We start from the raw sequence: 25,921 nt of genomic DNA on the forward strand, positions 1-25,921 counted from the left end.
CTTCTTCTTCCCTCGGGGAGAAGGAGGTCGGCTGCAGCTCACCCCTTGAACGTATATTCCGCGATCGATTCCGGCTTCATCTCGATCGAGAACCCCGGAAGGCTCGGCGGCATGTAGGCCGCGTCGCGGATGATGCAGGGGTCGATGAAATGCTCATGCAGATGATCGACATATTCGATGACGCGGCCGTCCTTGGTGCCTGACACGGCGATATAGTCGATCATCGACAGGTGCTGCACATATTCGCAGAGGCCGACACCGCCGGCATGCGGCCAGACCGGCAAACCATATTTGGCGGCGATCAGCAGCACAGCCAGCACTTCGTTGAGACCGCCCATGCGGCAGGAATCGATCTGCACGACATCGATGGCGCCCTCGGCGATGAACTGCTTGAACATGATGCGGTTCTGACACATCTCGCCGGTCGCGACCTTCACGGGACCGATGGCTTGGCGGATCTTGCGGTGTCCGGCGACATCGTCCGGGCTTGTGGGTTCTTCGATGAAGAAGGGCTTGGCGAAGGCGAGCTTCTTCACCCAGTCGATCGCCTGATTGACTTCCCAAACCTGGTTGGCATCGATCATCAGATAGCGGTCGGGGCCGATCACTTCGCGGGCAATCGTGAGGCGGCGGATATCGTCTTCGAGATCGCGGCCGACCTTCATCTTCACATGGTTGAAGCCGGCGTCGATCGCCTCCTGGCACAGGCGGCGCAGCTTGGCATCGTCATAACCGAGCCAACCGGCAGAGGTCGTGTAGCAGGCATAGCCCTCGCGCTCGAGCGTTGCGATACGGTCGGCCTTGCCGGCTTCCGCCTTCTTCAGGATAGCGACGGCCTCGTCGCGGGTCAGGACATCTGTCAGGTAACGATAGTCGACGATATCGGCAATCTGCTCGGCATCCATCTCCGAAACCAGCCGCCAGACCGGCTTGCCGGCCTCCTTGGCGAGTAGATCCCAGACGGCATTGACGACCGCGCCGGTGGCAAGGTGCATCGCGCCCTTCTCCGGGCCGATCCAGCGCAACTGGCTGTCGCTGGTCAGATGCCGCCAGTATTTGCCGGGGTTTTCCAGAACCGTCGCAAGCTCGGTACCGACGACCAGATGCCGCATCGCCTCGATCGCCATGCAGCAGATGTCATTGCCGCGGCCGATGGTGAAGGTCAGGCCGTGGCCGGCAAGCCCCGGTCTGTCGGTCTCGAGGATGACATAGGCTGCTGAATAGTCCGGATCCGGATTCATCGCGTCAGACCCGTCGAGGCTTTGCGATGTCGGGAAGCGCAAGTCGAAAACGCGAAGATTGGTGATGCGCGTCATTGGAAAACTCCTTCTATATCCATCGCGGCCTCTCGACCCGTTAACCGAGGCCGAACTCCTCCCAGAGTGCCGCATTATGCTCGCCAACGTGCGGGGCCGCACGCTCGAATTTCGGCCGCTGCCCATCGATGCGGATGGGCGAGCGGGTTGTCTGCAGGCTGACGCCATCTTCGCGCCCGACCGTCTGCAGCATGTCGAGAACGCGAAAACCTTCGCTACCTAGCAGCTCTGGCCAGCTCAGCACTTTTGCGCACCAGATGTCGGCAGGTTCGAGGATCGCCAGCCAGTCGTCAACGTTGCGGCTGGCGATGCGCGCCGCGATCAGCGCCTTGATCTCATCACGTGCCGTAAACCAGCTTTTCTCATGATCGCGATAGGGCGCAAGCTCGTCCATGCCGAGCAGATCGGCAAGCTTGGAAATCGGCGTCATGGCGATAGCGAGATAACCGTCTGCGGCGCGATAGACGCCATAGGGAGCCGAAAGATAGGCGTGGGCACTGCGAACATGGGAGCGCTCCGGCAGCTTGTTGCCGCTGTTCATGTGCACGCTCAGCACCTCGACCTGCAGATCGATCAGGGCTTCCAGCAGGCTGGTCTCCACCAGCCCGCCCTCGCCCGTCACGCCGCGCCGCACCAGCGCCGCAAGAATGCCCTGCGCCGCTGCCGCACCCGCCAGCATATCGCCGACCGCGAGACCAAAGGGCACCGGTCCCTGCCCCTCATCGCCGTTCAGCCACATGACGCCGGAGCGCGATTGCGCCAGAAGATCCTGCCCCGGGCGCGAGACCCACGGCCCCTCTTCGCCGTAGCCGCTGATCGAGCAATAGACGAGACGCGGATTGAGCTTGCTTGCGGCCTCATGATCCAGCCCCAGCCGCTCGAGCACGCCGGGGCGAAAATTCTGTATAAGCACATCGGCCTTGGAGATCAGCTTGCGCAGCGCGCTCATATCGCGCTCGCTCTTCAAGTCGATCGCGAGACTCTCCTTGGAGCGGTTGATAGCATGGAAGATCGTCGAATCGCCGCTCTCACGGTCGCTGAGATAAAGCCTGCGCGAGAGATCGCCCCCACCTGGCCGTTCGATCTTGATGACCCTGGCGCCGAGATCCATCAGCCGCAGCGAACAATAAGGACCTGACAGAAACTGGCTCATGTCGACGACGACAAGTCCGGCCAGAGGCAAGTCCTTCTTCAAGACCATCGATATTCCCACTCCCTGACATCGCCCGGCTCAAGGCGCTCCGCCGCCTTGAGGAATATCCTCGCAGCTGGTTTTCGCATCGGCCCAATTTTCTTATGTGAATAGTATTTTCACATATGGATGAATTTTGCAAATGAAAAGAGGAGGAAAATTCGACCGCGCTCCCCGCCGACACGGCGGAAAAATGCGCTATGTTCCGGCACAGTCAGGATTGCTGAAGGAGATAGAGAATGACGACGGTGAAATTGCTCGATGATGCGGAAGCAGACGCAATCCCGGCGGTCAAGGCTGTGTTCGATGACATTCGCGCGGTGAGGAAATCCGATTTCGTCAATAATTTCTGGCGCGGCTTGGCAAATGATCCCGCCTTGCTGAAACGGACGTGGGAGGGCCTGAAAGCGGTCATGATGGCGGAAGGGGCGCTCGACCCGCTGGTGCGCGAGATGATCTACATCGCCGTCTCCACCGCCAACGGCTGCACCTATTGCGTCCATTCCCATACGGCAGCTGCCAGGGCAAAGGGCATGACCGATGCACAGCATGGGGAGTTGCTCGCTGTCATCGGGCTTGCCGGGCAGACCAATCATCTGGTTACGGCAATGCAGATCCCCGTCGATCCGGAATTCGATGTGAGCGGCCGATGAAATGCAGAAGGCCCGCTGATATAGCCAGCGGGCCTTCCATAAACAATCTTCGCCTATTAGCGATCCGACGTTTCCGCCGCCTGGCTATCTGCCGCAATGGCAGCGACGTTGACGCCGTTGTTCACAGCCAGCAGCCTTTTACGAACAAGAACGCCCATAACGCGGGCAGCCGTCGAAAAAGTCATCGTATCAAGCGGACCCTCGCCCTCCCAGGGCTTGGTCAGCCGCTCGGTCACGGCCGAGACGATGTTGTTGGGCACGATATCAGTGCATTCGCGCATGGCTTCGAACACGACACTGATGGGATGGATACGCCCTTCGAACGTCACGATCGGTTCGGTGACTTCGCTGTCCCATTCCTCGAAGGCGTAGAGCGCTTCGCGGAAGAGCTGCTGCAGAGTGATGGGGGCATGACCCTCATGAAGGGGCGGCAAGGCATTCGACATGTCTGTCTCCTTTCAATTGGAAGTCCGGCGCATATATGTAAAGTTGATGGTCTCTCCTCCGAGACCCAAGCGCTGCTTCTTCAATTTGGCGCGCCTTATTGAGGGGAACGGCGCGGCAAACCATTTCGTGACCGGCGCAACGCGGGATGCACACGAAATGTTCCCACCGGTCATGTAACTTGATCAAGTTTATAGATTAATCCCGACTTGAAAAGCCTTATTGATAACTTTTTGTAATTCCCTTTATTTTTGAATGGCTTCGCGTAGAGTGAAACAACAGCGTTCCCGTGGAGGGCATGCGAATCTCCCTCCAAAGCCGAAAGGACGACCATGTGCGGCGATCATGAGCATGGGCATCAAGACGGGCACGATCACAGCCATCAACCGGTCGACTGGCGTGAACATGGCGTCAAAATCATCCCCGGCAATGCCCTCGACCCGAATACCGCGCAGACACCGGGCATGAACCGCGCAACCGCGATCAACCATGCGCGCGCCGGCGCGGAAAAGATCTGGGCGGGAACCGTGACGATCCACGCCAACGCCAAGACCGGCGCCCATCATCACGGCGATCTCGAAAGCATCATCTATGTCGTCAAAGGCAAGGCGCGGATGCGCTGGGGTGACAATCTGGAATTCGTTGCCGAAGCCGGTCCTGGCGACTTCATCTTCGTGCCGCCTTACGTGCCGCATCAGGAGATCAATGCCAGCCGCGACGAAACGCTGGAATGCGTCCTCGTCCGCTCCGGTCAGGAGCCGGTGGTTGTCAATCTCGACATAGAACCCGTCGAAAAACCGGAGGAAGTCCTCTGGAAGGACCCGATTCACCGGTGATGCGCTCAATTTTTAGGCAAATGCTCATTTTGCCGCATTAATAATCTACAATATTTATGGAAAATTAGTTTGCTCTTTCGCGTTGCACTGAAAAGAGTTTTTCAGAACTGCGCCGCACAACGCATGATCCTGCTTCGCGGACAGAACGCACGTCTGAGATGATCCTGATGTCACCGAGAAAAACGATCTCGATCATCTGGAACAGGATTTCCCATGACTGAAAAGCTTTCTAAAGGTTTCGACGCGCCGCGCCTTTCTCGCCGCGCCGGCCTTGCTGCCCTCCTTGCCTCCGCTGTCGCCGTGTTCGGCTTGACGGCGACCGCTACGCCCTCCTTCGCCGCAGACAAGACGATCAAGGTCGGCATCATGAGTGGTGAGGACGAGGATGTCTGGCGCGTCGTGGTCGCTGAAGCTGCCAAGAAGGGCCTGAAGGTCGAGCCGGTCGTCTTCAACGATTACACCCAGCCGAACGAAGCCCTGGAGCGCGGCGAAGTCGAGGCCAATGCCTTCCAGCATCAGCCCTATCTGGACAACCAGATCAAGCAGCACGGCTATCACATCGTCAACGTCGGCTATACGGGCGTCTGGCCGATCGGGCTCTATACCAAGAAGTACAAGGCTGTCGCCGACCTTCCGAAGGGTGCCACTATCGGCGTGCCGAACGATCCGTCCAATGAAGGCCGCGCCCTGCGTGTTCTGCAGCATGAAGGCGTGATCAAGCTCAAGGACGGCACCGGCATCCTCGCCACCACGGCCGACATTTCTGAAAACCCAAAGAACGTCGAGATCAAGGAACTGGACGCCGGCATCGTCGGCCGCTCGATCGACGACCTGGACGCAGCCGTCGTCAATACCGACTGGGCGCTGAAGAGCGGCTTGACCCCGAAGGATCGCATTGCGCAGGAGCCGATCGACGGCAACCCGTACCGCAACTTCATCGCCGTCAAGAAGGGCAGCGAGAACGAGGCCTGGGTGAAGACGCTGGTTGCAGCTTACCAGAACGACACCGTCAAGGCCGAGTTCGACAAGGTTTACAAAGGAACGGGCATCAGCGCCTATTGATGTCAGAACGGCGCGGGGACCGCGTTGAGCGGCGAGGCGGCCGGGGTATCTTGCCCGGGCCGCCTTCGATGTTTAAAGCCCATGCTCAACCCGCGCCGAACGTAAAAAAGAAGATTGGGAAGCAGATATGAATTCCTTCATCCCAGCCACATCGATCGACGGACAGGCGCCGCCTGAAGCGACAGGCGACGAGATCGTCCGCCTGGTTGATGTCCGTCGCCGGTTCGGCGGCACGCCGGCACTGGACGGTATCTCGCTGACCGCGCGCCGTGGCGAGATCGTCGGCATCATCGGCCGCAGCGGCGCCGGTAAATCGACGCTGATCCGTTGCCTGAACGGGCTGGAGCGCGCCGATAGCGGCGAGATTCATATCGAAGGCCGCGACATTGCCCGCCTTTCAGAACAAGAACTGCAGCCGCTGCGCCGCCGCATCGGCATGGTCTTCCAGCATTTCAACCTGCTGTCGGCAAAAACCGTCGAAGAGAACATCGCCCTGCCGCTGAAGATCGAGGGCGTGGCCAAGGCCGAACGGCTGCAGCGCGCACGCGAACTGCTCGAACTCGTCGGCCTCGCCGACAAGGCCAAAGCCTATCCAGCCGCCCTTTCCGGCGGCCAGAAGCAGCGCGTCGGCATCGCCCGCGCCCTAGCCGCCCGGCCCGCATTGCTCCTGTCGGACGAGGCGACGTCAGCGCTAGACCCGGAAACCACCCGATCGATCCTGGCGCTGCTGAAGGATATCAACCGCAAACTCGGCCTGACCATCCTACTCATCACGCACGAGATGGAGGTGGTGCGCTCCATCGCCGATCGCGTCGCTGTCATCGATGTGGGCCAGATCGTCGAGGAGGGTTCGGTCTGGTCGGTCTTCGCCAATCCACAAACGGAGATCACGGCAAGCCTGCTTGGCGGCATCCGGCCGCAATTGCCGGAACATATCGCCGCGCGCCTCTCCCCGACTTCCGGCATCGAGGCCATTCTCAGCGTCGATCTCGCCGGTCCGGCCGCGCAGGGCGCGCTCTTTGCGGAGCTTTCCGCTGCCCTGCCGCGCTCTTTCCGCCTGGTTCACGGCGGCATCGACCACATCCAGAACCAACCCGTTGCCCGTTTCTTCGTCGGCGTCCCGACGCGCGATCCGGACCTGCCGGCGCAGGTCAGCGATTTTCTGAAAGCCCGCTCCGCCCGGGTGGAGGTTTTAGGCTATGACAACTGATGTGATCCTCGGCCTGCTTTGGCGCTCCTTCTGGGAGACGATTTGGATGACGACTGCGTCCGGCCTCCTCTCCCTGGTCATCGGCCTGCCGCTCGGCCTAGCCCTCGTCGTCACTGGTCGCGGCGGCATTGCCGAGCAGCCTGCGATCAACAGCATCCTTGCCGCGCTCGTCAACGGCTTCCGCGCCGTGCCTTTCGTGATCCTGCTGATTGCCCTCATCCCGCTGACGCGGCTGATCGTCGGCACCGCACTCGGGACAACGGCGGCGATCGTGCCGCTGACCATTGCCGCGATCCCCTATTATGCCCGTATCGCCGAGGTCTCGCTGCGTGAAGTCGATCGCGGCTTGATCGATGCGGTGCGCGCCATGGGAGGTAATCGCTGGACGATCATCCGCGAAGTGCTGGTGCCCGAGGCCATGCCCGGCATCGTCGCCGGCTTCACGGTGACGCTGGTCACGCTGATCGGTGCTTCGGCGATGGCGGGCACGATCGGCGGCGGTGGCCTCGGCGACCTTGCGATCCGCTACGGCTACCAGCGTTTCGAAACCGGCGTCATGATCGCCGTCGTCATCGTACTGATCATTCTGGTCTGCGGCATGCAGTGGCTGGGCGATCGTCTCGCCAACCGGCTCGACCGCCGTTAGTCCCGTCAATGCAAACCCATTCCCCGCGCAGAGGGACACCGCGCCGGGAATGGAGACCTGCTGTCAGTTGCGCGTCACCGGTTTCGAACGCATGCGCGACACCGTTTCCCGCTCGGCGCGCTTGCAGCGCATCGGTGGCAGGCCGCGATCCATCAGATCCATATCCTCCAGTACCATGTCGCCCATCCTCTTGAAGGCGCTGTCGAGAGCGCCGGCGCGATGGGCCGAGCGCAGAAAGCCCTTGAGCTTGCGCACCGGATGATTAAGGCCGAGCGGCTCCTCAGGATAGACGTCGCTCGCCGCCACGATATGGCCGGAGGCGACTGCCGCCATCAGCGCCTCGAAATCCACCACATCAGCGCGGCTGAGCAGTATGAAGGCTGCACCCGTGCGCATTTTCGCAAAAGCTTCGGCACCGATAAAACCCTTGTTCTCGCTGGTGACCGATGCGACCACGAAGACGAAATCGCTGTTGGATAACACCTCATCGAGCCCAGCGGGCTGAACGCCATGTTCCCGGAGGATCGACGGCGGCATCCAGGGATCGAAGACCCTGATATTGGCGCGGAAGCCGGACAGCACGCGGTTCAGCGCCTTGCCGAGATCACCGAAGCCGACAATGCCAATATCGCTGCCGCCAACGAGCCGTGCCTTCGCATTGCCATCGCCACCCCAGAGTTCCCTGCCCTCGCGGAAATCGACATCGGCATCGACGATCCCGCGCGCCAGGCTCAGAGCAAACCCAAGGCCGATCTCGGCGACCGGCTCGGCAAAAACGAGGCCAGTGGTCACGACGTGGATGCCGCGCGCGAAAAGCACTTCATAAGGCATGTTGTTGATGAGATTGCTCTCGACATTCAGAATGCAGCGCAGTTGCGGCATGCGGTCGAGCGTCTCCTTCGACAAGGGCGGCTGGCCAATGATATAGCGCGCCTCGCCGAGCACATCGTCACCCAACCCGCCGATATCATCCGCACCCACTTCGACGATGCGATATTTCGACTGAAGGAGCGACATCGCATCCTTGGTGAAGATAAGCTCGAGCGAGCGCGGCGCCGGCGCGCTGATGGCCAAGGGTCTGCTATCGGTCGTCATTCTGCTCCTCCTGTATCCCGAGGCGATCCAATATCATTCGATGGATGAGATCAATCAGGCCTCATCCTCCTCCCCTGGCATTCCGACGGAGAAGGCGCAGATGCGCGAGAGATGGGTGAGTGGCAGACCCGTCTCGGCATGCCAGGCATTGAACTGATCCTGGATCAGACGCAGGTCCTTCTTCGTCGGTTTGCTTTCGGAAATCGGCACGCCGGAAAGCCGTAAACAGACGAGAACGTCATGGCTCATGACGAAGCTGTCGCGGCCGATCGCCCGCAGGAGATACTGGCCGGTCATGCCGCCGAGCGGGTTCGCCTGCTTGTCCAGGATGGCAAGCAGGCCGATCTGATCCTCCAGCGGCCAATCGGCGAAGAAGCGGCCCGCGCTGCCATGCTGGTCTGCAAGCTTGCGAACGAATTGCGCATTGGCCCGCACCGACATGATTTTGGCGCCGTTGCGGATGACACGCGTGTCGGAGGTCAGGTCATGCCAATAATCATCCGGTGTTAGATTGAGAAAAGCCGGATCGAAACCGGAAAAAGCAGTCTCGAATCCCGCCCATTTGGCATCGATCACGTTGCGGACGAAACCCGCATAGAAGATGTAACGCGTCATTTCCGACAGGATGCGGTCATCAGGCAGGGCACGCAGGGCATCATGGTTCGGCACCTTCGGCATCAATGCCTTCAGGCCCTCGGCGCCGCCCTTGCGCTTCTCGGCCCGTTCCTTGATCTCCACAAAACTCGCCATCGCTTTCTCCATGCCTGCGCGGTGCGTCCAAGTCTTTTATGATCTTCGGCCGACGCGCAAGTAATCTTCATAGAATGATCGCCTGTGAAAACACGGCATCGAAAGATATGACTCGAAAGTTGATCGCGCTTCCGCATGAATTGATTTCCGCGGTGATTGAAACGGCTCCCAGCTGCTCCACATATCGTCTTGAAATTAACTTGAGTTTTCAGGCAGCACAGCGTTAGTTTCGGCGGCATCGGATCGGAGCCTCGTACCATGAATAGTAAAGACTGGAATTATCCCATCATGGTCATCTGCAAGCGGACTGGAAAAGTTTACGCCGTCACCAGCACGAAGGAAGCACTGGACATGTTGCTGAATGCCTGGCCGGTGGCGGAGGGCAAGGCATTCATGATGGCTCTGCAAATCTGCGCCGACGTCGAAAGGGGTCAGGGACAGCCGCTGGAGGCTCGCAGCAGCTTTGTCATAGCGGCGGCGGAGGCCGGCGTCCCGCTCGAAATTCCCGTGACTCAATAGAATTCACCCAATCTTCCACATGCATCCGTGCACCAAACGGCCGCCTGTCTCTCCATATGATTGGGACATCAATCGTCTGTGCGCCCTCCCGCCGGCCTTGCTCCGCCATGCCATCCGCCCCGCGTCAGGCTGTAAGACAGCCACGATCGATTTTTCGTAAATTGCGAAACTTTTTGTCGCGACAGGAGTTTCGATCACAATGTCGGAGCACCATCGAAAATGACCATGATATTTAATGGGGGCGAGGTCCGCTGGCCCGAGCCCGTTTATCTGCGTATCGGCTATGGCATACCGGAAGCAATTCGAAGTCCGAAAGAAGCCCACGATTACCTCCTTTTCCGTTGGCCGGCTCTCAGGGGCGAGAAATACAAGTCGGCCAGGAGCCTTTGCCTCGCCGCCAACGACGATCCTCTTCTCTGCGACAAGGCCAGGAAAATCTTCATCGAGGCCTGCGTTGAAGCGGACGTATTGGATTAAGGCTATCTAGAACCCGTCGCCGGCTCGGGAAGCAAGGCGCTCAAGCCAGCCAGCTTCTCAGCGACCTCCATTCCGATCCGTTCAGGCTAGCGCCAATAGACGGGACCTCGACCATGCTGCGGCGGTGGAGGGTTGTCGCGGGTCTGCAAGTATCGCGGCGGGAGCCGGCCGATGCGAGAAACCCTCGCGGACAGCCGGCGGTTCACGCCGCTCTCCGTGGACAAACGAAACCAGCTCGATAAACGCCAGCTGAAAGCCGTTCGATCCGGAATGCTTTTTGCAACGTTACCGAAGCAAGTATGTTTCGGAGGTAATGCGTGTTGAAACGAGACACTTTACGACCATTTCCGGCTATCACGCTGGTGATCGGAGAAAACGGCAGGCAGCGCCGCGTCAATTCAGTACATCAGGTCGCTGAACTGCTGCTGGAGCATTGGCCGGTCGAGCATGGCGAGGAGTATGTCGCCGCGGTGCGTATCTGCCTTGAAGCGATGCTTGGCGCCGTCCCGCCCGAGGCCGTGAGGGAGGCCTTGATCAAGGCTGCCCGCGAGGCCGGCATATCCGTATTGCAGTAAAAACGCGCCGCCATCCCGCGTCAGGCGGGATCTCCCTGAGATAATTCACTTTTTATGAAGGAGTGCCGGCGATGTTGCCAATAGAGGCAGGCGATTCGCTCTGCCAATGACGGAGAGAATATGTCGCTTCTACCATTCCCGGCCGACAGGCGTACCAGTGATGTCAGGCGGTGTGCCAAAGCCCTGCAGCAGCTTCACGGAGAGGCGGCAAACCGCTTCTGGCGTTCGGAAATGGCGAGCTTTGCCGCCGTCCTGCGGGAACAGGGAGTGGAAGACGACGAAATCTCGCGGCAGGCCGGCCTCTATATGCACGCAGTCCAGATGGAGCTGCAGCTTGCCTTTGCCGAGGAAGAGCTGAACGCGTCGGCCTGACGGGGATAGAGCCTTCCGCTTTTCCTCGAATCGCGAAAACGCTCTATCCTTTGTTCATGCAATTCCGGACGGAAAACCCCTACGCACTTTTCCTGGAATTGCTCTATTTAGGCAGCCTGCAGAATGCGATCGATTTGTCGCCGCTGGTCGGCGACCTGATCTGCACCGTCCATTCGCCGCCGGGAAAATGAAATCCCTTGGAGGAAGCCACGCCGGCAATCTGCATGCATGCCTTCCTGGCGTCGGCACTCGGCAGATCTATCGTCGCTACGACAGCGTTCTTCCTGCCGGCAACCTGACACGGCGCAGTAAACAAGCCGGTATTGTCGATCATTTTGCAAACCCGGAGCGCGTTGTTCGCGGCTTCATCGGCAGCCATTGCAGAATTGGCGACCACCAATGCAGTGGTCACCGCCAAAAACAGTCTCATTGAAAACCCCGATCCCCTATGGCGGCACGGTGCCAGAGCATGTTTCTTCTTGCAAGACATGTTGCACGGATTTGCGGTGACTGTTTGGAAATACAACGTCAATGACGATAACTTGTTCGCCGGAGAATTGGATTATCCGATAGCCTTCGCAGGTCGCCAATTTCTCTGAAAACGAATGGGGAGCCGCCGCCGCGCGCACGATCATCAAGAACACTGGCCCGATCTGCGAACCAGCGGCCGCATTCCCAGCCTGACGCTGAATACGCTATATATGCAAGTCGTCTCTACCGATTTGAGGTTAGGCCATGAAGCAGGAGATCCAACTTTTTGGCGCTATTGCGGTTCGACCCGCCGTCCTTGCTCTCTTACCTCAGTTCGAAGCGGCCACAGGATACAAAGTTGCGGTCAAGTTCGAGCTCAATCCAACCGTAAAGAGGCAAATCGAGGCGGGAGAGCCTTTTGACCTCGTCATCATCAATCCGCATCTGGTTCAGGAGCTGACCGCCTTGGGAAAGGTCAGGTCGGGGAGTGAGGTAGCGTTTGGGCGGATAGCAATGGGCGTGGCAGCCAAGGCAGGCAGTCGACCGCTCGACTTAGCGTCCGTGGAAGCGTTCGAACACGCATTGAAGAGCGCCACATCAATCGCCTACGCCGCTGAGGGAACCAGCGGCGACTACTTCTCCGGTTTGCTGGAGCGCCTGGGAATAGCGGACGAGGTGAAGCCCAAGCTGGTAGGCACACCGCCAGGGCAGACAGCGCTGGCTGTAGCCCGTGGGGAGGCCGAGTTGGCGGTCGTACCCGTGACTTCCATTCTCGCCGCCGCTCCCGATGTCATGCTTGTCGGTCGTTTTCCGGCGGAACTCCAAAGTTACATCGACTTTGCCGTTGGCATCAGCGCCGATCCAACGGACGCGGAAGCTGCTAGGCAACTATCTAAGTTTCTGGCATCGGCAGACGTGAATGGCACATTGGCGGCAAAGGGCATCGAACGTCGCTGAGGGCATACTGGATAACAAGCGATCGGCTCACCGGGAACATGGTTCCTCCGCGCCTATTAGAACGGCAGCGCGGCGTTGCTGAAAATCTCCAGCCGCAATCGCGGAACGCTAAGCTCTGCAGCGCCTTGCCGACCGCTTCATCGGTCGACCCATGAAATGCATGCAATTCACAGCTCCGCGTTAACATCTCCGATATTAGAGCATGGCACATTAGTAAAAGATAGAAATCAGGAAACCAACGCGATGACGGCGCTGTCAGCCGAAGGTCGAGCATCCCTCCGAAAACGTACGCTTCTCGGCGGCAAGATCATATTCAACGACGGACATTCGGTTTTTGATTGCACTGTCAGAAACCTGTCGGATACCGGCGCCATGATCCAAATCGAAAACCCGCTCGCGGTACCAAACACCTTCAATCTGCGATTTCCGGACGATAGGCTGCTGGCCTGCGAGGTGCGCTGGCGAAAAATCAACAGTGTAGGCGTTGAGTTCGTGTGAAGCCGCCCCTCGCCGGCGGCACGCATTGCATCAGCTGACGATGCGCTCAGCCCGGAGAAGAAGGTGGCGCTCGCAGGAAGCGGCATGAAGATCGCCGTTTCCGACCTTCCCTTCGGTTGGTGCGGCTCGATCGACGTCTCGGCCGATCATCTCTTCCTGCGTCACGGCAAGGTCGCCGAACCGTATCCCTTCACGACACGCCTGGGCTTCGGCAAAGAACTCCCGCCGCCACTTCGGCATCGATTTGCCTGATCGAGAGACGTTCGCGGAAGAGACGGGCAAAGCGTCGCTTGCTTCATACAGGGCGATTTCACTGATGCAGCGAAAGCAGGCCGACCACAATCATGCAGGTCAGCAGACCAGCGGACAGAAAGAACATAAGAAGAAGCTTATAGCTCGACATCAGGCCTCCCTTCGAAGTTGCTCTTGGTGTCGTCATGGAAAGCCGCACCCCCATCGGGCATTCGCGGTTCAAGGCGCTCGATTCCACATGAGGATCAAGTAAAGCTCGTCACCTATCTCTACGCAGGCAGCCGCTCTTGGTTCCGACGGAAGCGCACCACAGGAACAAATGTCACACTCGGAGCATTCCCGAAGATACGACGCTCCGTTCAGTTTCTTTGCAAAGGAGATGGCTATGAACCAGGAAACGATCGACCGACTCGACTCGATTAACCAACAGCTTCACACGCGCGCTCTTGCTCTATCCCAATCCCAGGAAGGTCATGACCACGCTCTCACGCTCTCATGATGTCGGCATTGAGCGCCATGATAGAAGTTGTGCGATCTTTGGACGAGAACATGACCCGTCTCGATGGCCCGAAAGGGATCGGTTCGGCAGGCTCGTGAGGCGAGCTCTGTCTATCTGGAGCGGGCAGAGAGAATCGGGGATCGATAAATTTCTGATTTTACTTGGAATTTTGGTAGCGGAGGAGGGATTTGAACCCCCGACACAAGGATTATGATTCCTCTGCTCTGACCTACTGAGCTACTCCGCCACGCCACATTTGATGTTGAAATCAAATGCAAAGGTCAAACGAACCGTCGCTCGAAAGCGCTAGCTCGTCGGTTGAGCGGCTTATAAGGTGCGGTTCGGCTTGGTGTCAAGCGGATGATTTGGAAAAATCAGTGCTTTCTCTTGACGCCGATACATCCGCCCTCAAGCAGCCACCGGGCCTGCCAGTAGCGCCTTCAAGGAAGCCTCCGCCATCGGCTCGCGTTCCGAGCGTTCGATGAAGCCGCCGCCATAGACGCGGGCGTCGTCGCCCGGTGCCGAATAGAGCGCGCAGGCCTGACCTGGAGCCACGCCGGCCTCGCCGACGGTAAGATCGACATAGATGCCGCTGGCATCGGCATGCAGCACGGCAGGCGACGGCGCGCGGGTGGAGCGGACCTTGGCGAAACAGGCAAAACCTTCACCGGAAGCGGCCTGCGAGAGCGGTTCGTCACCCAGCCAGTTGACATCTCGCAGATAGACGCGATGCGTTTCCAGCGCCTCTTTCGGGCCGACGATGACGCGCCGCGAGCGGGCGTCGAGATAGACGACGTAGAGCGGCTCGCCTGTGGCAACACCGATGCCGCGGCGCTGGCCGATCGTGTAATGCAGGATGCCTTCGTGCTGGCCGAGCACACGGCCGTCGAGATGAACGATCTCGCCGGCAAGCGCCGCATTCGGCTTCAGCTTGGCGATGACGTCGGAATATTTGCCCTGCGGCACGAAACAGATGTCCTGGCTGTCGGCCTTCTTGGCAACGACGAGGCCCATCTCTTCAGCAAGCGCACGAGTCTCCGCCTTCGGCATGCCGCCGAGCGGAAAACGCAGATAGTCGATCTGTTCCTGCGTCGTCGCGAAAAGGAAGTAGCTCTGGTCGCGATCGGCATCGGCCGGGCGATAGAGCGCGCGACGATGCGGATGTTCAGCAGAGGGATTCGGGCGCGAGCGGATGTAATGGCCGGTCGCCAGCGCATCGGCACCGAGTTCCTTGGCGGTCAGCAGCAGATCGGCGAACTTGACCGTCTGGTTGCAGGCAACGCAGGGGATCGGCGTTTCGCCGGCCACATAGCTCTCGGCGAAAGGATTGATGACCGTCTCGCGGAAGCGCTTTTCGTAATCAAGCACGTAATGCGGAATACCAAGCGTTTCGCAGACGCGGCGCGCATCGTCGATATCCTGGCCCGCGCAACAGGAGCCGGCGCGATGCACGGCCGCGCCATGGTCATAGAGCTGCAGCGTGATGCCGAGCACATCATAGCCCTGCCGCTTCAAAATGCCGGCAACGACGGAGCTGTCGACACCGCCCGACATGGCGACGACGACGCGGGTATCTTCCGGCCTCTTGTCAAAATCCAATGTATTCACGGTCGTTGCCGCCAGTCTTGAACGATCTTCGATGCTGTCCGTAGCGGGATGACCTTCCTTCGAAACGTCGTCACGCTCTCACGATTTCATTTCGCACGATCTGATCCAAAAACCGCTGCACACTTTTCGGGATCATGCTTCCTGCCGCCGGATGCCATGCAAAAGCGGCGAATTTTCATGCGAGCAATGGGCTGCACCATTCGCAACCTGCCTAATTCTGGAGGGATATAGAAAGGATCGCTATCCGGCGCAAGGGGGCGGCAAAAGTGCCGATCAACCCTTTGCCTTCAATTGCCGGATCAGATTGCGGCTGCGCCTCCATACCGTGACCGCCGAACCGATGGCAATGATCCAGAGCGCGATCGTCAAAACCCAGCTGCCGCCGCTCCATAGCGCCTCGACAATCGAAAGCAAAGCCGCTGCCGTAGTGACCGCCATGCGATGCTGCTTGGCCATCGGACCGCCGAAATTGCTGGGATTGCCGGCGGCGCGGCCAAGCTCGCGCACATAGGCGGTCAACACAGCAAAGGCGCCAGCCGCCCAGCCGAGGCCTGGCATCGCAATGCCATAACCGATACCGGCGAAAATGAGGATATCGGCGATCCGATCCGGAAATTCGTTCCAGAACGGCCCGTCGGCCTCCCCCTTTCCGCCTTCGACTGCCACCATGCCGTCAAGCAGATTGCAGAGCAGACGCAGCTGGCAGAACAAGGTGGCAAGGATCAGCAGGGCCACTCGCATACCGAGACTATCGGCGGCGCCGGAGAGCCAGAACGAGGCTCCCGCCAGCGCTGCCATGAGCATGCTCGCCTGTGAGATCCGGTTCGGCGTTACCGAAAGCGCCGTCATGCGCCGCGCCAGCATCTGAGCCCACCGCGTATTTCGGCTCGCCAGCGGTCGTCTGTCGCCCATCCCCTCGCCTGTCATCGCCCCTCACCTTCCATGACTTCGCAGCCTTCCGCCCGAGATCGAGTAATTATAGATCGCCGCATAGCTGGAGGAGACCAGCAGAGGCACGGCGATGGTCTTCAGGATCTCCGGCGTGCCGCTCAGCGCATGGATGAGAACCAGGATGGTCGCCGAGCCCAGGCAGGCAATCAGCGGCGGCGCCCAAAGGCGCAGAAGGCCACTGAATCGCCGCGACAAAGCCTCGACCACGGATTTCAGGAACAGTGTCAGGCAGCCGGAAAGCACGCCCTGCACGAGGCCCGCAATCAGTGGCCGCGGCATCGGGTGCATGCGATTGGCGAAGACCGCCCAGCCGCCCATGGCGAGAAAGGCGAAAAGCACATGCACGATGGTGCTGCCGGCAAGCGCTTTCAGCTTCTCGCTCATGACAGCGACCACCAGAAGCGCACGAGGTGGAAGAAGATCGGCGCGGAGAAGACGACCGAGTCCAGCCGGTCGATCAGCCCACCATGCCCTTCGATCAGATGCCCCCAATCCTTGACGCCGCGATCCCGTTTGATCGCCGACATCACGAGACCACCGAAGAAGCCCATGATGGTGATGATGAAGGCGAGCAGCCCGGCCTGCAGCGGCGTGAACGGCGTCACCCACCAGAGCGCCGCGCCGATCAAGGAAGCGCTGATGACACCGCCCACGAAGCCTTCCACCGTCTTCGATGGAGACAGCCGTGGCGCGATCTTCGTTTTCCCGAACAACTTGCCCCAGACATATTGCAGGACATCGCTGAGCTGCACGACGATCACCAGGAAGGCGATCAGCAGCACGTTGCGGCCCTCGTAGCCGGGAATATGCAGCGTCAGCAGCGCCGGCACATGCGAGGCGCAGAAGACGCAGATCATCAGCGCCCATTGCACTTCGGCGATGCGCACCAGAAACCGCTCGGTATCGCCGCGCAGCACTGCGATAATCGGCATGAAGAGGAAGGCGTAGACGGGAATGAAGATCGAATAGATGCCGTATTGCTCGGCCCAGAGCAGGTAATATTGCACCGGCAAGGCGACGAAGAAGGCGGCGGCAAGCGCCCAATGATCCGCCCGCTTCGTGTTGATCAGCGTCACGAATTCGCGCAGTGCCGCAAAGGAGCAGAAGGCGAACAGCAGGATGACGCCGGCACGCCCGGCAATGAAGGCGATGCCGATCAGCACCACCATCACCCACCAGGCCTTGATGCGCGCATTCAGGTTTTCGATCGCCGCATTCGATCCGTCGGGCGAAAGGCGCCGTTCCAGCACATAGCCGATAACGGAGGCGACGATCAGGACGCCGAAAATGCCAAGAACGAGGTGGATCAGATCGGCACTTGCCGCACTCATGTTCTGTCTCCCGCCCGCTTGGGCGCCAGCGCCAGTAGCGCCGCTTCGGCTCTTGCCAGGAACTCCGCCTTCTCCTCGGTGTCGCCGATATGCAACGCCTCGCCGAAGGTGACGGTGCAGATCAGCGGAATGGGCACGAACTCGCCCTTGGGCATGACGCGATTGAGGTTATCGATCCAGACGGGCACGAGATCGATATCAGGGCGAGCGTGGGCAAGATGGAAAAGCCCGCTCTTGAAAGGCTGCAGCGGCTGATCAGTCAGATTGCGGGTGCCTTCCGGAAAGAGGATAAGCGAGGAACCGGCATCGAGCGCCTGCGTCATCTGCGTGACCGGATCTTCCTTGCGCGCCTCCCGATCCCGCTCGATCAGCACGGCATTGAAAACATCCCGGCCGATGAAGCTGTTCAGCGGCGATTTCAGCCAGTAGTCCGCGCCAGCCACCGGGCGGACGCGTCGGCGCAGACGCGGCGGCAGGACAGTCCAGATCAGGATGAAATCGCCATGGCTGGAGTGATTGGCGAAATAGACGCAGCGGCGGGTTTGCATGCCGCTCTCGGGCCAGATCGCCCGAACGGCGGTGATGGCGCGCGCAAAGAGCACGATCGCCACCGAGGCCGGCTTCGCCAGCCACTCGATCGGCGTGCCCATTCCTTCCCCGAGAATGTTCTTCCGCAAAGCCTCCATGACATAGAGATAGGCGCGTTTCCTCGCCCCCGATAGTCTACGCACCGGGCTTATCCACAACCCTCACAACCATAAAGAAAGCCCGGCGCAACTCGTATCGCGCCGGGCTTTCGGATTGGCTCTTGGGAGGAGCGAATTCTATAGCTGCCGCCCCTCTTCAGGGCGGGCAGGCTCAGTCGACGTTGAACACCAGCGGCTTTGCCTGACGGATCGCCTGATGCGCCGTCAACTTGCCAAGCACCTCATCACTGATCGGACCGTCGACATACAGAAGCGCGATGGCATCACCGCCCTGCTTGTCGCGGCCGAGCTGGAAGTTGGCGATATTGACGCCGGCGGAGCCGAGCGTCGTGCCGATGAAGCCGATCATGCCGGGAACGTCGGTATTGGCGATATAGACCATGTGGTTGCCGACATCGGCATCGAGGTTGATGCCCTTGATCTGGATGAAGCGCGGCTTGCCGTCCGAGAAGACGGTACCAGCAACCGAGCGCGTCATGCTGTCGGTGGTAACGGTCAACTTGATATACCCGTCATAGACACCGGTCTTGTCGCGCTTGACTTCGGCCAGCACGATGCCCTTTTCCTTGATCATGATCGGGGCCGAAACCATGTTGACGTCAGCAACCTGATTACGGATCAGGCCGGCGAGCAGCGCGCTGGTCAGGGCCTTGGTGTTCATGTTGGCCGTGACGCCATCATAGAGGATCTCGATTTCCTTGATCGGATCTTCCGTGACCTGACCGACAAAGGCGCCGAGAACATCGGCAAGCTTGATGAACGGTTTCAGGATCGGCGCTTCCTCAGCGGTGATCGAGGGCATGTTGATGGCGTTCGAGACGGCGCCCTTGACGAGGTAGTCCGCCATCTGCTCGGCGACCTGAAGAGCGACGTTTTCCTGCGCTTCCGTCGTGGAGGCACCGAGATGCGGCGTGCAGACGACGTTCGGCAGGCCGAAGAGCGGGCTTTCCTTGGCGGGCTCGACTTCGAACACGTCGAAGGCGGCGCCGGCGACATGGCCTGATTTGATGGCGGCAGCAAGAGCCGCTTCATCAACGAGACCGCCGCGAGCGCAGTTGATGATGCGCACGCCCCGCTTCATCTTGGCAATCGCGGAGGCGTCGATGATGTTGCGGGTCTTGTCGGTCAGCGGCACATGCAGCGTGATGAAGTCGGCGCCGGCGAAGAGTTCATCGAGCTCGACCTTGGTAACGCCCATTTCCTCGGCGCGCTCCTTCGACAGGAAGGGGTCGTAGGCCAGGACATGCATCTTCAGGCCAAGGGCGCGGGCAATCACGATGGAACCGATGTTGCCGGCGCCGATGATGCCGAGCGTCTTGCCGGTGATTTCGACACCCATGAACTTCGACTTTTCCCACTTGCCGGCCTGGGTCGAGGCATCGGCAGCCGGAAGCTGGCGGGCAACGGCAAACATCAGCGCGATGGCGTGTTCGGCGGTCGTGATCGAATTGCCGAACGGCGTGTTCATGACGATGATACCGCGGCGCGAGGCGGCCGGAATATCGACATTGTCGACGCCGATGCCGGCGCGGCCGACGACCTTGAGGTTCTTCGCCGCTTCGATGATCTTCTCCGTCACCTTGGTGGCAGAACGGATGGCAAGACCATCGTAATTGCCGATGATTTCGAACAGCCGGTCCTTGTCCTTGCCAAGTTGCGGCTGGAAATCGACTTCGACGCCGCGATCGCGGAAGATCTGAACGGCGGTTTCCGACAATTCATCGGATACGAGAACGCGAGGTGCCATGGAGGCCTCCTGAAAAGTCAGCTAAGACGAGCAATCCCACGAAATGCGAACGGTTTTCCGGTCGGAATTGCATGAAAACAATGAGAATTCGGAATGCTGGGCTCCGCCTGTCGGGGCGGAGCCATAAACGCTTCAAACCTCAGGCAGCAGCCTGGGAGAGCGTCGCTTTCTGCGTTTCGAAAGCCCAGGCGAGCCAGGGCATCAGCTTCTGCATGTCGGAAGCCTCAATCGTTGCACCGGCCCAGATGCGCAGGCCCGAGGGCGCGTCGCGGTAATGGCCGACGTCATAGGCGACGCCTTCCTTCTCAAGGAGCGCAACCAGGCCCTTGGCAAAATTCGCCTGACCATCGGCATCGAGAGCGACGACATCCTTGTCGACGATCTTCAGGCATACGGAGGTGTTGGATGCCGTCTCGGCCTTGACGGCGAGATTGGCGATCCAGTCGTTGGCGGCAACGAAGTCGTGGATGACCTTGGCATTGGCATCGGCGCGACCGATCAGTGCTTTCAAGCCGCCGAGATCCTTAGCCCAGAGGAGAGCGTCGATATAGTCTTCGACGCAGAGCATCGAAGGCGTATTGATCGTCTCGCCGGTGAAGATGCCTTCGATCAGCTTGCCGCCGCTGGTCATGCGGAAGATCTTAGGCAGCGGCCAAGCCGGCTGATAGGTCGTCAGGCGCTCGACAGCGCGCGGCGACAGAATGATGACGCCATGTGCGCCCTCGCCGCCGAGAACCTTCTGCCAGGAGAAGGTGACGACGTCGAGCTTGGCAAAATCGAGGTTCTGGGCAAAGGCCGCCGAGGTGGCGTCGCAGATCGTCAGGCCCTTGCGGTCGGCCGGGATGAAATCGCCGTTCGGAACGCGGACGCCCGAGGTGGTGCCGTTCCAGGTGAAGACCACGTCGCGATCGAAATCGACAGCGGAAAGATCGGGCAGCTCGCCGTAGCCGGCTTCGAGCTTGCGGACGTCCTTGAGCTTCAGCTGCTTGACGACGTCGGTAACCCAGCCGGCGCCGAAGCTTTCCCAGGCGAGCATGTCGACACCGCGTTCGCCGAGCAGCGACCAGAGCGCCATCTCGACGGCGCCGGTGTCGGAAGCCGGAACGATGCCGATGCGGTAATCCGCGGGCACTTCCAGAATTTCGCGAGTAAGATCGATGGCCTGCTTCAGCTTTGCCTTGCCGACCTTCGCGCGGTGCGAACGGCCGAGAGCCGCGTCGGAAAGAGCGTTAAGCGTCCAACCGGGACGCTTCGAGCATGGACCAGAAGAAAAATGGGTATTATTCGGACGGATGTCCGGCTTGGCGAGCTTAGTCATGATGCTATCCTCTCAGATAGAAAGCTCCTCGTTGGGGAGGAGTGTCCCGCCGCCGGGTATATTGAAAGCCAAGCGCCGGCGCAATAGTAAAATTTGCGGATGGCGCTCGATCACAAAGTCGTGCGAAAAGTTTGAAGGTGCGTAAGTTACGCACAATGAAATTCAGCCAAATTTGGCCACACAAAAACTGGTTTTTTCGCCGAAGCACAATCATATAGGGTTTGGCGTCCCTGGTCGCGCCGGTAGAAATGACAAATGTGTCCAATGTCTCTAACTGCGCTTATTGAAAGCTCTCCCATACCCGCACAGATCGTGCCGGTCTATCTGATCAATATAGACCGAGCGGCGGAGAGATTGGCGGAGATCCGACGACAGAGCGATGAATTCGGTTTCCGCTTCGAACGCATCGACGGCATCGACGGCGCCCTCATCCCACGTGACCAATGGGTCGACGTGGATCACGATCGCTTCCAGCGCCGGCACGGCCGGACCATCCTTCCAGGTGAATATGGCTGCTATCGCAGCCATTTGCAGGCACTACGCCAGTTTCTTGCGAGCGATGACTCGATGGCCGTCATCATTGAGGACGATGTCGCGCTGGATGCCGATTTCCTAGCGCGCGCCATGGCCGCCAAGGATGCAGCGCCGACGGCCGACCTCATCAAGCTTGTGAACCACCGCTGGAATGGCTTCCGTGCCATGATGCGCAGCAGGAAGGGAGACATCGTCGGCCGTTGTCTTTTCGGCCCGCAGGGTTCGACGGCTTGCTATCTCGTCACGCGCCACGGTGCCGAAAGAATCGTCAAATCGCTGGCGGTCATGTCGCTGCCTTGGGATGTGGCGGTGGAGCGTGGCTGGGACATGCAGATCTCGATCTTCAGCACGCGCACCAATATCGCCGGCTTCAGCCGGTTGCAGCGCACCACCATGATCGGCTGGCGCCGCGATTATCGCGCCGCCAAGGCCTCGGCGTGGCGGCGCATACCCGCCCATATCTTCCGAACCTTGGACTTCTTTCGCCGCATCAACTACGTGTTGACGATGCCATAGGGCAACGCCAGGAAGAGTGCGTAGCGACTTTCCGTGTGGAATTGCGAGAAAAACTGGAGCGGCTCAGAGCTTCCTTGAAAGCCAAACCGCTGCGCCTCGAACCTACCAGGTGGTGATCCTGAGGCCGATGCGGATTTCGTGGCGCGAAAGCGCGCCGTCGCGGCCCATGGTGCCGCCGGCACCCGCGACCGAATCGGCGGCGGAATAGCCGAACATGTCTCCGCCGGCGACGTGGGAGAAGCGATAGCCAAGATCGACCTTGATGTTCGGCGCAACCTCATAGGCGACGCCTGCCATCAGCGCATAGGTCATGCGCCAGTCGCTGTCGCCCGGATAACGTGTGCTGACCGAAGCTGCGCCACCACAGCCGGAAGCACCATCCACGCAGGAACCGATGCCATTGACGCTGCTCCACGAGACGCGCGTCGCGCCTAGACCCGCGCCGACATAGGGTGTAAAGCCCGCAAGTGTTCCGAGATCGACATAGCCATTGACCATCAGGCTGCCGGCCCTGAAGGAGGAATGTGCCTTTGTGGAGCAACCGGTACCGGCCGATCCGCCGGAACAGGGCGAATTGCTGGAGACGCGGCCGTCGAAATCGCCACTGAAGAAATCCCCCGTGACATCGGCGCGAAACAGGTCGTTGAATTGATAGCCGACACCCAGGCCGCCGGAAAAGTCGCCGCCGAAGCGGCTGGAATCGAAACGGCTCGAACTGTAATCGCCACCGGCCGGATCATAAGCATGGAACGTCGTGTCGTTGCGGCTGGCATTGACTGCATAGCCGATATCACCGCGGACATACCATCCCTTCGCATCCTTGACGCTGACCTCGGGGACGCTGACTTCAGGCACCTTGATTTCCGGCGGCGTATCGCCCGCAAGAGCAACGCCCGCCGATGCGCCTGCCATCGCTGCGGCCAGCGCCAAAGCGTCAAAACGGATCATTACCCCTCGCCTTCCATCCTCGGGCGAATGCCCGCGCGTCGAATCGGTCGGCCTTTGCTTCCCTGCGAGCCCGTCAGAGAAGAAACTCTGCGGGAAAGCCGCCATTCTGATTTCATTAACCATAGGGAATTCATGGTTAATGAAGCTTTAAAGCACGGAAGAATTGCTTAACGGGGGAGAGAAAAGACAAAAGCCGTCCGGAGGAAACCGGACGGCTTTTCAATGGCTTGCGTGAGTTACGCTTATTTGTAGACCGGCTGGGGCGGAATATCGGCCGGCGGCATGTAGCTTGCCGTCTGGCAGCCGCCGAAGGTGTAACGGGCACCGATGCGGGCTTCGTGCAGGTTCAGGCCCTTGTCATAGCCCGGACCGCCATTTTCATTGTAGCCGAACATGTCGCCGCCCTGGACGTGACGGTAGCGGTAACCAACATCGGCCTTGAGATTGCAGCTCAGGTCGATCGACGTACCGGCCATGAGCGCATAGGTGAAGCGCCAGCTACCGCGGCCATTATGTGTGACCGTGCCATCGCAGGAGTCCGGATTTGCATCCGAGCAGGACGTGTTCTTCAGGTTGCTCCATTTGACGTAGGTACCACCGAGGCCGCCGCCGACATAAGGCGTGAAGATGCCGTAGGTGCCGAGATCGACATAAGCGTTGGCAAGCAAACTGTAGGCCGTCAAGGACGCCAGATCGCGGGACGTTGCGGGAACGGACGAGAAGCCGGGACCGCAGCCGCCGCAATTGCCGCTCGTCGAACCCTTGAAGTCGGACTTAAAGAGATAATCGAGCGTCACGTCCGTGCGCAGATAATTGTTGATCTGATAACCGACACCGCCGCCGATGGTGAAGTTGTCGTCGAGCGATGCCCTATCGAAATCGACCAGGCTGGCGTTGGAGCCCTGGAAATAGTTGGCGCCGCGCAAGTTCGTGAAGGCATAGCCGACATCGCCGCGCAGGTACCAGCCGCTGGATTGGGCGACAGTCACCTCCGGCGCCGGCTGGACCGGCTCCGGTGTATAGAGATCAGCGGAAAAGGCCGACGTGCCGACAAGCAAAGTGGCAAGTGCTCCTATTAGGGATTTCATCATGGCTTTGGCTCCAAATTTCTTGCCTTGGCACAGCAGATGCTTGCCAATCGAAATGACATGACAGGGATAATGATGAAAATGAGTTAAAACCTGATTAACTACGAATATTTACCGTGTTTATTCAGAGACTATACTTTATTTAATATATTAGAGATCGGTGATCTTACAACAAAGAGAACGGGATGCGGCCGTTTCACCTCCTCCCTTCTTCGCGAGCGCATGCGCCATCGGGTCCTGTGGAGGCCTGGATTTCTAAACGAATTGGCAAGAATAGCGCCCTTACATTGTCATAGCCGGGAAGCTAGAGCAGATCCTGTTCAATCCGGGTCATATCCAGCAGCCTTGAAGTAATTCGCGCATTCTGCAGGAGTGAAGCGGGGTAGCAGGGCGCCAACTGCGTCCCACAGGGCGTCGATCTTTCGCTCTGCCCGACCTCGCAACATGGCTTTCAGTTTGGAGAATGCGTTCTCGATGGGGTTAAAGTCAGGGCTATAGGGAGGGAGAAACATGAGTTTGGCACCGGCACGCTCAATGGCGTCGCGCACGCCGGATGTCTTGTGTGCCGGCAAGTTGTCCATGACGACGACATCACCGACCTGAAGGGTCGGAACCAGCACCTGCTCGACGTAGGCCAGGAAGACGTTACCGTTCATGGCGCCATCGTAGACAAACGGTGCGGTCATTCCCGTGAGGCGCAATGCTCCGGTAAAGGTCGTTGTTTTCCAATGGCCGTGCGGAACACCGGCTCGGCAACGCTCGCCTCGAAGTGCACGCCCGCGTAGACGGGCCATCTTCGTCGAGAGGCCGGTTTCATCTATAAATATCAGTCGTTCAGGATCGAGATCGAGCTGACCATCAAACCAAACGCGCCGACGCTTCAGGACATCCGACCGGTCTTGCTCCAGTGCATGTGCGGTTTTTTTAAACGTCCATCCGCGGCCTCGCAGCCAGGCACCAAGCGCACTCCGGCTGATCCTCACCTGTTGATCAACGGACAAACGCTCGACCATTTCATTGAGCGTGATGTCCCTACGGTCCTCGATCAGTTCGACAACGAACGCCTCGTGTGCATCGAGCGCCGACGGTCGTCTCCAACCTTGTGGCCGGGAGGTCGGCTCGCCCTCTTTTGCTCGTGCGATCCACCGGATCGCCGTCGAAATTCCAACTCCGAACCGGGCTGCGGCTTGTCGTGCTGACATGCCCGCCGCAGACGCTTTCAAAACCCGTAATCGAAGATCATCGCTCAGCGCTTGTGCCATCATCCACCTCTTTGCTGTGGATGTTGAATCAGCTTCGCCGCGCCGCGTCACTTCACAATCGATTCATCGATCGCAGGACCTGCTCTA

At 59.5% G+C, this 25,921-nt stretch carries 29 protein-coding genes and 1 tRNA gene; 14 read left to right on the forward strand and 16 right to left on the reverse strand.

Annotated features, from left to right (window positions below):
• Positions 1–38: 38 nt before the first annotated feature.
• Both DQ393_RS04150 and DQ393_RS04155 read right to left on the reverse strand, forming a co-directional pair.
• Positions 39–1,316 carry an L-fuconate dehydratase gene (locus DQ393_RS04150; protein WP_112340536.1) on the reverse strand — a complete coding sequence of 426 codons (1,278 nt, stop codon included), beginning with the start codon at positions 1,314–1,316 and terminating at the stop codon, positions 39–41.
• Between the two features lie 40 nt (positions 1,317–1,356).
• Entirely contained in the window at positions 1,357–2,517 is a 1,161-nt protein-coding gene (locus DQ393_RS04155; RefSeq protein ID WP_112340537.1) for a CaiB/BaiF CoA transferase family protein, read from the reverse strand.
• Positions 2,518–2,747: 230 nt separating this feature from the next.
• Between DQ393_RS04155 and DQ393_RS04160 the strand changes: the two genes are divergently transcribed.
• Positions 2,748–3,161, forward strand: coding sequence for a carboxymuconolactone decarboxylase family protein (locus DQ393_RS04160; protein WP_112340538.1), 414 nt, complete (start codon positions 2,748–2,750; stop codon positions 3,159–3,161).
• A 56-nt stretch (positions 3,162–3,217) separates the two neighbouring features.
• Here DQ393_RS04160 and DQ393_RS04165 read toward each other — a convergent pair whose 3' ends face one another.
• Positions 3,218–3,607, reverse strand: a complete 390-nt coding sequence (locus DQ393_RS04165; protein ID WP_112340539.1) for a hypothetical protein — start codon at positions 3,605–3,607, stop codon at positions 3,218–3,220.
• Positions 3,608–3,937: 330 nt separating this feature from the next.
• Between DQ393_RS04165 and DQ393_RS04175 the strand changes: the two genes are divergently transcribed.
• The 4 genes from DQ393_RS04175 to DQ393_RS04190 all read left to right on the forward strand — a co-directional run bounded on the left by DQ393_RS04175 (position 3,938) and on the right by DQ393_RS04190 (position 7,359).
• Positions 3,938–4,441 carry a cupin domain-containing protein gene (locus tag DQ393_RS04175; RefSeq protein ID WP_112340541.1) on the forward strand — a complete coding sequence of 168 codons (504 nt, stop codon included), beginning with the start codon at positions 3,938–3,940 and terminating at the stop codon, positions 4,439–4,441.
• Between the two features lie 213 nt (positions 4,442–4,654).
• Positions 4,655–5,503, forward strand: a complete 849-nt coding sequence (locus DQ393_RS04180) for a MetQ/NlpA family lipoprotein (protein ID WP_112340542.1) — start codon at positions 4,655–4,657, stop codon at positions 5,501–5,503.
• 127 nt (positions 5,504–5,630) lie between these two features.
• Positions 5,631–6,713 carry a methionine ABC transporter ATP-binding protein gene (locus tag DQ393_RS04185; RefSeq protein WP_112340543.1) on the forward strand — a complete coding sequence of 361 codons (1,083 nt, stop codon included), beginning with the start codon at positions 5,631–5,633 and terminating at the stop codon, positions 6,711–6,713.
• Positions 6,703–7,359 carry a methionine ABC transporter permease gene (locus DQ393_RS04190; protein WP_112340544.1) on the forward strand — a complete coding sequence of 219 codons (657 nt, stop codon included), beginning with the start codon at positions 6,703–6,705 and terminating at the stop codon, positions 7,357–7,359. The genes DQ393_RS04185 and DQ393_RS04190 overlap by 11 nt, the downstream gene beginning before the upstream one ends.
• Positions 7,360–7,422: 63 nt before the next feature.
• Here DQ393_RS04190 and DQ393_RS04195 read toward each other — a convergent pair whose 3' ends face one another.
• Entirely contained in the window at positions 7,423–8,454 is a 1,032-nt protein-coding gene (locus DQ393_RS04195) for a hydroxyacid dehydrogenase (RefSeq protein ID WP_112340545.1), read from the reverse strand.
• Between the two features lie 54 nt (positions 8,455–8,508).
• Positions 8,509–9,204: a DNA-3-methyladenine glycosylase I gene (locus DQ393_RS04200; RefSeq protein WP_112340546.1), complete on the reverse strand. Its 696-nt coding sequence runs from the start codon at positions 9,202–9,204 to the stop codon at positions 8,509–8,511.
• Positions 9,205–9,462: 258 nt separating this feature from the next.
• Between DQ393_RS04200 and DQ393_RS04205 the strand changes: the two genes are divergently transcribed.
• The 8 genes from DQ393_RS04205 to DQ393_RS33155 all read left to right on the forward strand — a co-directional run bounded on the left by DQ393_RS04205 (position 9,463) and on the right by DQ393_RS33155 (position 13,325).
• On the forward strand, positions 9,463–9,723 hold the full coding sequence (locus tag DQ393_RS04205; protein ID WP_112340547.1) for a DUF982 domain-containing protein: 261 nt from the start codon (positions 9,463–9,465) through the stop codon (positions 9,721–9,723).
• Positions 9,724–9,942: 219 nt separating this feature from the next.
• Positions 9,943–10,200: a DUF982 domain-containing protein gene (locus DQ393_RS04210; RefSeq protein WP_112340548.1), complete on the forward strand. Its 258-nt coding sequence runs from the start codon at positions 9,943–9,945 to the stop codon at positions 10,198–10,200.
• 317 nt (positions 10,201–10,517) lie between these two features.
• Positions 10,518–10,775 carry a DUF982 domain-containing protein gene (locus DQ393_RS04215; RefSeq protein WP_245430250.1) on the forward strand — a complete coding sequence of 86 codons (258 nt, stop codon included), beginning with the start codon at positions 10,518–10,520 and terminating at the stop codon, positions 10,773–10,775.
• A gap of 120 nt (positions 10,776–10,895) precedes the next feature.
• Complete coding sequence (locus tag DQ393_RS04220; RefSeq protein WP_112340550.1) at positions 10,896–11,147, forward strand: DUF6074 family protein; 252 nt, start codon at positions 10,896–10,898, stop codon at positions 11,145–11,147.
• 323 nt (positions 11,148–11,470) lie between these two features.
• On the forward strand, positions 11,471–11,746 hold the full coding sequence (locus tag DQ393_RS33330) for a hypothetical protein (protein ID WP_181592281.1): 276 nt from the start codon (positions 11,471–11,473) through the stop codon (positions 11,744–11,746).
• A 136-nt stretch (positions 11,747–11,882) separates the two neighbouring features.
• Complete coding sequence (locus tag DQ393_RS04230) at positions 11,883–12,575, forward strand: molybdate ABC transporter substrate-binding protein (protein ID WP_112340552.1); 693 nt, start codon at positions 11,883–11,885, stop codon at positions 12,573–12,575.
• A gap of 243 nt (positions 12,576–12,818) precedes the next feature.
• On the forward strand, positions 12,819–13,073 hold the full coding sequence (locus tag DQ393_RS04235; RefSeq protein ID WP_112340553.1) for a PilZ domain-containing protein: 255 nt from the start codon (positions 12,819–12,821) through the stop codon (positions 13,071–13,073).
• A gap of 63 nt (positions 13,074–13,136) precedes the next feature.
• Positions 13,137–13,325 carry a hypothetical protein gene (locus tag DQ393_RS33155; RefSeq protein WP_146758960.1) on the forward strand — a complete coding sequence of 63 codons (189 nt, stop codon included), beginning with the start codon at positions 13,137–13,139 and terminating at the stop codon, positions 13,323–13,325.
• Between the two features lie 669 nt (positions 13,326–13,994).
• Here the strand turns inward: DQ393_RS33155 and DQ393_RS04245 are convergent.
• The 8 genes from DQ393_RS04245 to DQ393_RS04280 form a co-directional block, all read right to left on the reverse strand.
• Positions 13,995–14,071: transfer RNA gene (locus tag DQ393_RS04245), tRNA-Met, on the reverse strand.
• 161 nt (positions 14,072–14,232) lie between these two features.
• Positions 14,233–15,432 (reverse strand): tRNA 2-thiouridine(34) synthase MnmA, encoded by a 1,200-nt coding sequence (gene mnmA, locus DQ393_RS04250; RefSeq protein ID WP_112340554.1) that lies wholly within the window; start codon positions 15,430–15,432, stop codon positions 14,233–14,235.
• A gap of 273 nt (positions 15,433–15,705) precedes the next feature.
• Positions 15,706–16,359, reverse strand: a complete 654-nt coding sequence (locus DQ393_RS04255) for a CDP-alcohol phosphatidyltransferase family protein (protein WP_112340555.1) — start codon at positions 16,357–16,359, stop codon at positions 15,706–15,708.
• Positions 16,360–16,365: 6 nt separating this feature from the next.
• A complete protein-coding gene (locus DQ393_RS04260) occupies positions 16,366–16,767 on the reverse strand; it encodes a hypothetical protein (protein ID WP_112340556.1) in 402 nt (133 codons plus the stop codon).
• Entirely contained in the window at positions 16,764–17,714 is a 951-nt protein-coding gene (locus DQ393_RS04265) for a phosphatidate cytidylyltransferase (protein WP_112340557.1), read from the reverse strand. Before DQ393_RS04265 ends, DQ393_RS04260 begins: the two co-directional genes overlap by 4 nt.
• The gene (locus tag DQ393_RS04270; protein ID WP_112340575.1) at positions 17,711–18,364 is read right to left on the reverse strand and encodes a lysophospholipid acyltransferase family protein; all 654 of its coding nucleotides are present in this window, start codon (positions 18,362–18,364) and stop codon (positions 17,711–17,713) included. The genes DQ393_RS04265 and DQ393_RS04270 overlap by 4 nt, the downstream gene beginning before the upstream one ends.
• Positions 18,365–18,572: 208 nt before the next feature.
• Positions 18,573–20,168 (reverse strand): phosphoglycerate dehydrogenase, encoded by a 1,596-nt coding sequence (gene serA, locus DQ393_RS04275; RefSeq protein ID WP_112340558.1) that lies wholly within the window; start codon positions 20,166–20,168, stop codon positions 18,573–18,575.
• 139 nt (positions 20,169–20,307) lie between these two features.
• Positions 20,308–21,486 (reverse strand): phosphoserine transaminase, encoded by a 1,179-nt coding sequence (locus DQ393_RS04280; RefSeq protein ID WP_015340971.1) that lies wholly within the window; start codon positions 21,484–21,486, stop codon positions 20,308–20,310.
• A gap of 264 nt (positions 21,487–21,750) precedes the next feature.
• On the opposite strand from DQ393_RS04280, the gene DQ393_RS04285 reads away from it, so the two are divergent.
• Positions 21,751–22,536: a glycosyltransferase family 25 protein gene (locus tag DQ393_RS04285; protein WP_245430251.1), complete on the forward strand. Its 786-nt coding sequence runs from the start codon at positions 21,751–21,753 to the stop codon at positions 22,534–22,536.
• A 102-nt stretch (positions 22,537–22,638) separates the two neighbouring features.
• On the opposite strand, the gene DQ393_RS04290 is transcribed toward DQ393_RS04285, so the two are convergent.
• From DQ393_RS04290 to DQ393_RS04300, 3 genes are all read right to left on the reverse strand, one after another.
• Positions 22,639–23,484 (reverse strand): outer membrane protein, encoded by an 846-nt coding sequence (locus DQ393_RS04290; protein WP_112340559.1) that lies wholly within the window; start codon positions 23,482–23,484, stop codon positions 22,639–22,641.
• Between the two features lie 242 nt (positions 23,485–23,726).
• Positions 23,727–24,575: an outer membrane protein gene (locus DQ393_RS04295; protein ID WP_112340560.1), complete on the reverse strand. Its 849-nt coding sequence runs from the start codon at positions 24,573–24,575 to the stop codon at positions 23,727–23,729.
• Positions 24,576–24,892: 317 nt separating this feature from the next.
• Positions 24,893–25,834, reverse strand: a complete 942-nt coding sequence (locus tag DQ393_RS04300; protein ID WP_112340577.1) for an IS630 family transposase — start codon at positions 25,832–25,834, stop codon at positions 24,893–24,895.
• Between the last annotated feature and the right edge of the window lie 87 nt (positions 25,835–25,921).

Origin of the sequence: Martinezella tropici (genome assembly GCF_003287875.1) — a bacterium.
GTDB classification, from domain to species: domain Bacteria; phylum Pseudomonadota; class Alphaproteobacteria; order Rhizobiales; family Rhizobiaceae; genus Rhizobium; species Rhizobium tropici_C.

Bases quoted from the DNA above. Each gene is read 5' to 3' on its own strand.
- DQ393_RS04150 (WP_112340536.1), bottom strand. From the start codon at position 1,316: ATGACGCGCATCACCAATCTTCGCGTTTTCGACTTGCGCTTCCCGACA.
- DQ393_RS04155 (WP_112340537.1), bottom strand. From the start codon at position 2,517: ATGGTCTTGAAGAAGGACTTGCCTCTGGCCGGACTTGTCGTCGTCGAC.
- DQ393_RS04160 (WP_112340538.1), top strand. From the start codon at position 2,748: ATGACGACGGTGAAATTGCTCGATGATGCGGAAGCAGACGCAATCCCG.
- DQ393_RS04165 (WP_112340539.1), bottom strand. From the start codon at position 3,607: ATGTCGAATGCCTTGCCGCCCCTTCATGAGGGTCATGCCCCCATCACT.
- DQ393_RS04175 (WP_112340541.1), top strand. From the start codon at position 3,938: ATGTGCGGCGATCATGAGCATGGGCATCAAGACGGGCACGATCACAGC.
- DQ393_RS04180 (WP_112340542.1), top strand. From the start codon at position 4,655: ATGACTGAAAAGCTTTCTAAAGGTTTCGACGCGCCGCGCCTTTCTCGC.
- DQ393_RS04185 (WP_112340543.1), top strand. From the start codon at position 5,631: ATGAATTCCTTCATCCCAGCCACATCGATCGACGGACAGGCGCCGCCT.
- DQ393_RS04190 (WP_112340544.1), top strand. From the start codon at position 6,703: ATGACAACTGATGTGATCCTCGGCCTGCTTTGGCGCTCCTTCTGGGAG.
- DQ393_RS04195 (WP_112340545.1), bottom strand. From the start codon at position 8,454: ATGACGACCGATAGCAGACCCTTGGCCATCAGCGCGCCGGCGCCGCGC.
- DQ393_RS04200 (WP_112340546.1), bottom strand. From the start codon at position 9,204: ATGGCGAGTTTTGTGGAGATCAAGGAACGGGCCGAGAAGCGCAAGGGC.
- DQ393_RS04205 (WP_112340547.1), top strand. From the start codon at position 9,463: ATGAATAGTAAAGACTGGAATTATCCCATCATGGTCATCTGCAAGCGG.
- DQ393_RS04210 (WP_112340548.1), top strand. From the start codon at position 9,943: ATGACCATGATATTTAATGGGGGCGAGGTCCGCTGGCCCGAGCCCGTT.
- DQ393_RS04220 (WP_112340550.1), top strand. From the start codon at position 10,896: ATGTCGCTTCTACCATTCCCGGCCGACAGGCGTACCAGTGATGTCAGG.
- DQ393_RS04230 (WP_112340552.1), top strand. From the start codon at position 11,883: ATGAAGCAGGAGATCCAACTTTTTGGCGCTATTGCGGTTCGACCCGCC.
- DQ393_RS04235 (WP_112340553.1), top strand. From the start codon at position 12,819: ATGACGGCGCTGTCAGCCGAAGGTCGAGCATCCCTCCGAAAACGTACG.
- DQ393_RS04255 (WP_112340555.1), bottom strand. From the start codon at position 16,359: ATGACAGGCGAGGGGATGGGCGACAGACGACCGCTGGCGAGCCGAAAT.
- DQ393_RS04260 (WP_112340556.1), bottom strand. From the start codon at position 16,767: ATGAGCGAGAAGCTGAAAGCGCTTGCCGGCAGCACCATCGTGCATGTG.
- DQ393_RS04265 (WP_112340557.1), bottom strand. From the start codon at position 17,714: ATGAGTGCGGCAAGTGCCGATCTGATCCACCTCGTTCTTGGCATTTTC.
- DQ393_RS04270 (WP_112340575.1), bottom strand. From the start codon at position 18,364: ATGGGCACGCCGATCGAGTGGCTGGCGAAGCCGGCCTCGGTGGCGATC.
- serA (WP_112340558.1), bottom strand. From the start codon at position 20,168: ATGGCACCTCGCGTTCTCGTATCCGATGAATTGTCGGAAACCGCCGTT.
- DQ393_RS04280 (WP_015340971.1), bottom strand. From the start codon at position 21,486: ATGACTAAGCTCGCCAAGCCGGACATCCGTCCGAATAATACCCATTTT.
- DQ393_RS04285 (WP_245430251.1), top strand. From the start codon at position 21,751: ATGTCTCTAACTGCGCTTATTGAAAGCTCTCCCATACCCGCACAGATC.
- DQ393_RS04290 (WP_112340559.1), bottom strand. From the start codon at position 23,484: ATGATCCGTTTTGACGCTTTGGCGCTGGCCGCAGCGATGGCAGGCGCA.
- DQ393_RS04295 (WP_112340560.1), bottom strand. From the start codon at position 24,575: ATGATGAAATCCCTAATAGGAGCACTTGCCACTTTGCTTGTCGGCACG.
- DQ393_RS04300 (WP_112340577.1), bottom strand. From the start codon at position 25,834: ATGGCACAAGCGCTGAGCGATGATCTTCGATTACGGGTTTTGAAAGCG.